The following is a 5,051-nucleotide window of genomic DNA, read 5'->3' as shown; positions in this document are numbered from 1 at the left end:
TTGATGTATTGATTTTTTTGCTCATAAGCCTCTCCCTTGTTATTGAATATTACGCCCCAGATGGAGAATGTCAACTTATTTTTTAAGCCGAGACGAAAAATTGACTCCAGCGTGTTACAACACGGCGATAGAACCTCCACAACGATACCGGCACGTCGAAGAACTCCTCCCTCTTGGTATAGATAGTTCCCTTCGTCGTCACACTTGCCGACAAAATCCGGCTGGTCGGGATGCTCGCAATGGTGTCGAATCCCTTGTTCACCATCACGAACACTCCCGACTCGCTCCGGTTCTTCCGGCACGGGATGGATATAGTCCGCCATCCCTGCCATTCACCGCTCTTCTCCCACACGACCTTCCGCTCAACCTCGATTATCACCTTCCTGTTCTCAGGTATCAGCATGATCTCGAAGTCTCCCCGCTTGAACATCTCGGCCTGTCTCTCAAGCGGGGTGACCAGTTTGTACCGTCCCAGCGACTCCAAAAAATGCACGGCGGTCTCCTTGGCCTTCTGGTCGTTTTCCCGATACAGCTCCTCGGAAAACTTCTTGTACTCGCCCATCAGACCCTCAGCGGGAACGGCTTTCCTTTCTCCTTCTCCCATTGCTTCATCCGCTTCAGGTGCTCCTTGTAGTCACCCCATTGCCACATATCAAAGCTGAAGGAATAACTCCCTGCTGTTCCATCAGCCTTGAGAACGGCTCCGCAAACGACCCAGCTTATAGGTCTTCCGGGCCAGTCAGAAACCTTCCCGGCAACGTGTGTCACAAGCCCCTTCTTCCCCCGATAGGAATACCCGGCGATCTCAACGGTATCTCCAACGGAAAACGGACAGGTCTTCTCGGCGAACTCACTCGCAACGATGTCCAGCCTCCTCTTCAGCTCATCGATCTCCGAGTGGAGCTTCTTGGCCCTCTCCATCAGCTTCAAGCCCTCAAGTCTCTCCTCTTTACTCATCCCTTTTTACCCCCATGACTAAAGTTGATTCGTGATGTCCTCTCGCCGGGAAATCCACGTCCAGCAAAGACTTCATCACGTATGTTGCCTCGCCCACGCTCTTCATGATGACGTTATACTGGTGCTGTCTCTTCAGCTCCCAAAACACCACGTCCTCGTTCATCTTCAAAATCGCCGTGAAAGCCACGAAGAGCGAGAACCCCGCAATCACGACATTCACGATGGTGAAAGTCACCATCTTCTTAATGAGCTTCTCAGCTCTCTCGATGTCTCCAATTTCAAGCATCCGCTAACCCTCCAAGAACTGAATTTTCGCAAACCACAACAGCAACGAAAACAAGTAGAACCACACGAACAGGTGAACCAGCTCCCACCAGTTCGCCATCTCCGTGAAAACCCACCACCCGACGACAGCGAGAATTAAGTCAACCCCCGCCAACTTCAGGTGTTTTTTCCACAACTCTCTGTCCATCTTCCCCTCCAAACAGTTTTTCATAAATTGCTCGGAACAACTCCAGCCTCTTCGCCTTCACATTGCCGACGTTGAACCGGGAATTATGCTTGGCACAGCTCGTCACGAGGTTCATCGGGTGGTTGATAATTGCGTCCTCCTCCGCCTTTCTCTTCAGGCCGAACAACGCCCTACACTCCTTCCTATTCGACTCCGTGTCCGCAATGCGGTGGGCAATCTGTATTCCAAGACCGCCAACTACACCGCAACCGGGGTATTGACAAGACCAGATGTCTCTCGCAAAAACCTCCGCTCTCACCTCTTGCCACTTTTCAAATTTCACGCCACCCTCCTAAAACGGTATATCATCGTCGGCGAAAGGCTTCTCGGCATTGCTCCCGGTCGGCCCGGCGTTCGATGAGCCCTGCGGTTCCTGAATTGGTGGCTCCTCACGCCCCTCGCCCTTGGCCTGAAGGAATTGGAGCTCCTCCACAGTTATCTCGATGGCGTCTCTCTTCTTGCCGTCTGAATCCTCCCACCGGTTCTGCCGGAGCCTCCCGGAAATCCCGACCCGGTGGCCCTTCTTCACGTATGTCGTTATGGTCTCAGCCAGCTTCCCCCATGCCACACACCGGAAGAAACTGACCTCCTGTTTTTTCTCACCTTCCGCCACCCACGTCTTGTCGTTGGCGATGGAAAAGGTCGTCACCGCCGTCCCGCTGGGCAGATGCCTCAGTTCCGGGTCAGCCGTACACCTCCCGACTCCAGTCCACTTGTTCAAATCGCTCATTCTGTACTCTCCATTTTTCTAAATTAAACTCACCCTTCGCTCCATGAATCCCTCGCTCTTCCATCAGCGATTCTATCATGGTCTTCGGAAGGCTCTTCGCCCCCCGCTCCAATTCCCCTATGATTTCCCAAATGCTCAAAATTATCAACACATTTTTACGGTTCCCGACCTCGGTTTTCCGCACGTTCAAGAAGACGTATGACTTCCCGTCTCCCGTCAGCTCATGCTCCAGCAACCGCTTGATCTGGTTCCACTCAATGTAGTACACCCCCTTCTCGGCCTCCTTCGCCGAGCAGAACGCCTTCAGCGGGAACGCCTTCACCTCCTTAATCATTTTGCACTCGATGGCAATGCTCTCTCCACCGATACACGCTATGATGTCAAACGGCTTCGGCGGGATAAACCTCTGCTTCTTCCCGCCCTCTCCGTCATCGACCTCACCACGCACCGCATCAGGGAACTTGTACGCCACTCCGCCCAACGTCTTGATGGAGTTGATGACCTCCCGCTGAAAAACGCTCTCTCTCACTTTACTGCCTCCTCTACCATGAGTCATCCTCGGGGAACGGCTCGCAACTCTCAAACGAACCGTCCTTCCCTGCCTTCATCGGAATCTCCTCTCCGGGGAACAGGTCTTCAATCTTCTTCTTCTCCTCGTCCATGCCCTTGTCCCGCATGGCCTTCGCCTGTCTCCCGTCCCGCCCCTCTTCGCCGAGCCGTCCCTTGCAGTCCACGAACAGGTAATGCTCCACCTTCACGGTGTAGTCCTTCATCTCCTGATGCGTCAGGTCAGCACACGACGGGATATACGCCACCAGCTCGTTGTTCTCGAAGATGATGATGACCCCCCTGATTGTCGCCAACAGGTGCTCGATGCTGGTCGGGTCTTGGACTTCCTCCATGTTCAGCTTCACCCAGCCACGCTTGAAATACTTCTTCGGAATCTCGTCCACCGTTGACACGTTTATCAGGTTGTGCATCATCTTACAGAACAGGTGCGTTTTGAACTTGTTCCGCTCTCCCATGGCAAACGCCAAGTCCGGCAACAGGTAGCCCCAATAATACTTGAACAGATAGTGCAGGGGAGAGTCCACCATCTCAAACGTGATTTCGATGTTCTTCCCCTCATTATGGGCCTTGAACTCCTCCAGTTTCTCCCTCCACCCCGGAGTCTCATACTGGATTTTGTTCGCCAGCACCATGCCGTGAACCACCAGCTTACCCTTCATCTTCCCCCTCCTCCGGCTCGTCAGTCGGCTTGTCCACGAACATCATGTATTCGTAGTCCGGGTCATTACTCTTTCCCTTGTACCCCGGCTGACACTCCGGGCATACCGAGTCGCACGGGAACAACCCCTCATCAACCGGACACCCACACTCAATTTCGGGATTGACAAGGCCGTCGAACCCGTTCGCCCTGATATACTCCTCGATGATAATAGAAACATTCTTCTCGCTCATCCACTCACCTCGCCAAATTTTTCAACTGCTCGTTTCGGATGTAGGTCTCGTAATACCTGCAAAAATTCGCATGGCCCACCTCCGTCTCTCCCCACTTGTCGGTGATGGTTCTATACACGTACTCGATACCGTCCCACCGTGCATAAAAATCCACCCTCGCCGTGTAGCCCTCTCCGATGTGGTCGAACATATAGGACATCTCAAGGTTGATTTCCTTCTTCAACCTCTTCGCCTCATCGACGTCAACCGGCTCTCCCTTCTTCACCTTCTCCATCAGCACCGAAAGCTCACATTCGAGCTGAATCCTCCTCGCATGATGCTCCCGGATTTCTCCCCACTTGTTCTTCACCGCAAGCAAGGCTGAAAGGTCACACCCACGCTCGGGGTCAAACTTCGACTCGTGAATCATATTCGCCAGTTTGTCCCCGAACGGGATTCCATACGCATTTTCGTACATCATCCCCTCCTGATTTTTTTCGCCACGTGGTTGATGTGGGCCACCCGGCCCTGACGCTCCGTCTCCTCAACCTCGATGGTGTTGGTAATGGACTTCACGTCTGTCCCCTTCGGCAAGAAGTCGAGAATATTCACGCTCTCGACTACCCCGATGCCGGAGAGAACGTCTCCCTTGTTCTTCTCGAAAATCTCCTTGATCGTCGCCACGTCCGGGAACCCGTAATGGATTTTGTGGGTCTCAAAAATCTTCTCCTTGAGCTTTTTCAAGACCTCTCCCTGCGGGAACGACTTCAAAAGATATTTCATGACTTCATCGTTATGGAGCACGCTCGTGGGGGCTCCATAATACGAAATCATCGTTGACATGAACTCCTTGTAATTCATTTTTTCACCTTCTCAATTTCATCAAGGATGGCGTCATTCCTCTTCATGTACGCCTCCTTGCTGTGATTTGACCTCCTTCCTGAATTTTTCTGGCCCTCCATCGTGTCGAAGTGAGCCCTCAACTTCTCCCCGGACAGAATGTTCCGTGCCCATGAGAACTTCCCCTCATCGTGGGCCGTGCACCACTCTATCATCTCGGCGATGTTCTTGTGGGGAACCCCGTCGATACGGTGGAGCTTGTCGATGTCCCCTGCCCATCCCTCCAACATCTTTCTCACCTCTCCCGGTTTTTTATGCCGGTATCTGGTCGGGTTTACCCTCTCCATGATACGGTCATAAAGAAGTTGAGTCAGGGCTACCACCTCCTGAGAAAACTTCGGTTTCGCCAGAGCTGGCACGGGAGCCTCTTCTTTCTCTTTCTCTGACTCTAACTCTAACTCTATCTCTATCTCTGGTGGACGTTTGTCGGACATTTGTCCGGACATTTGTCCACTCTCTTTTTTGGACTCAATCATCTTCCGATACTCTCTTTTCCTGTCCCCTTCGGTACTT

10 protein-coding genes and 1 pseudogene are annotated in these 5,051 nt (G+C 52.7%); all 11 read right to left on the bottom strand.

Going from position 1 to position 5,051, the window contains the following annotated elements; all coding sequences use genetic code 11:
- Window positions 1-82: 82 nt before the first annotated feature.
- On the bottom strand, window positions 83-604 hold the full coding sequence (locus tag HWQ67_RS12580) for a hypothetical protein (protein ID WP_218253038.1): 522 nt from the start codon (window positions 602-604) through the stop codon (window positions 83-85).
- Window positions 562-957 (bottom strand): hypothetical protein, encoded by a 396-nt coding sequence (locus tag HWQ67_RS12575; RefSeq protein WP_218253037.1) that lies wholly within the window; start codon window positions 955-957, stop codon window positions 562-564. The genes HWQ67_RS12580 and HWQ67_RS12575 overlap by 43 nt, the downstream gene beginning before the upstream one ends.
- Window positions 950-1,243, bottom strand: coding sequence for a hypothetical protein (locus HWQ67_RS12570; RefSeq protein WP_218253036.1), 294 nt, complete (start codon window positions 1,241-1,243; stop codon window positions 950-952). Before HWQ67_RS12570 ends, HWQ67_RS12575 begins: the two co-directional genes overlap by 8 nt.
- 139 nt (window positions 1,244-1,382) lie before the next feature.
- Window positions 1,383-1,751, bottom strand: a complete 369-nt coding sequence (locus HWQ67_RS12565; RefSeq protein ID WP_218253035.1) for an HNH endonuclease — start codon at window positions 1,749-1,751, stop codon at window positions 1,383-1,385.
- Between the two features lie 9 nt (window positions 1,752-1,760).
- The gene (gene ssb, locus HWQ67_RS12560) at window positions 1,761-2,198 is read right to left on the bottom strand and encodes a single-stranded DNA-binding protein (RefSeq protein WP_218253034.1); all 438 of its coding nucleotides are present in this window, start codon (window positions 2,196-2,198) and stop codon (window positions 1,761-1,763) included.
- Window positions 2,152-2,727 carry a hypothetical protein gene (locus HWQ67_RS12555; protein WP_218253033.1) on the bottom strand — a complete coding sequence of 192 codons (576 nt, stop codon included), beginning with the start codon at window positions 2,725-2,727 and terminating at the stop codon, window positions 2,152-2,154. Before HWQ67_RS12555 ends, ssb begins: the two co-directional genes overlap by 47 nt.
- A gap of 13 nt (window positions 2,728-2,740) precedes the next feature.
- Window positions 2,741-3,427 carry a hypothetical protein gene (locus tag HWQ67_RS12550; RefSeq protein ID WP_218253032.1) on the bottom strand — a complete coding sequence of 229 codons (687 nt, stop codon included), beginning with the start codon at window positions 3,425-3,427 and terminating at the stop codon, window positions 2,741-2,743.
- Window positions 3,417-3,659, bottom strand: coding sequence for a hypothetical protein (locus HWQ67_RS12545; protein ID WP_218253031.1), 243 nt, complete (start codon window positions 3,657-3,659; stop codon window positions 3,417-3,419). The genes HWQ67_RS12550 and HWQ67_RS12545 overlap by 11 nt, the downstream gene beginning before the upstream one ends.
- Window positions 3,660-3,663: 4 nt before the next feature.
- Complete coding sequence (locus HWQ67_RS12540) at window positions 3,664-4,119, bottom strand: hypothetical protein (protein ID WP_218253030.1); 456 nt, start codon at window positions 4,117-4,119, stop codon at window positions 3,664-3,666.
- Complete coding sequence (locus tag HWQ67_RS12535; protein ID WP_218253029.1) at window positions 4,116-4,499, bottom strand: hypothetical protein; 384 nt, start codon at window positions 4,497-4,499, stop codon at window positions 4,116-4,118. Before HWQ67_RS12535 ends, HWQ67_RS12540 begins: the two co-directional genes overlap by 4 nt.
- Window positions 4,496-5,051, bottom strand: a pseudogene (locus HWQ67_RS12530) (hypothetical protein); the annotation flags it as partial. The pseudogene HWQ67_RS12530 and the gene HWQ67_RS12535, both read right to left, overlap by 4 nt.

Origin of the sequence: Candidatus Magnetobacterium casense, assembly GCF_019173545.1 — a bacterium.
In the GTDB taxonomy this organism is placed as follows: Bacteria; Nitrospirota; Thermodesulfovibrionia; order Thermodesulfovibrionales; family Magnetobacteriaceae; genus Magnetobacterium; species Magnetobacterium cryptolimnobacter.
Note: the sequence above shows the minus strand (reverse complement) of the source record. Positions and strands in the feature narration are given on the sequence as shown.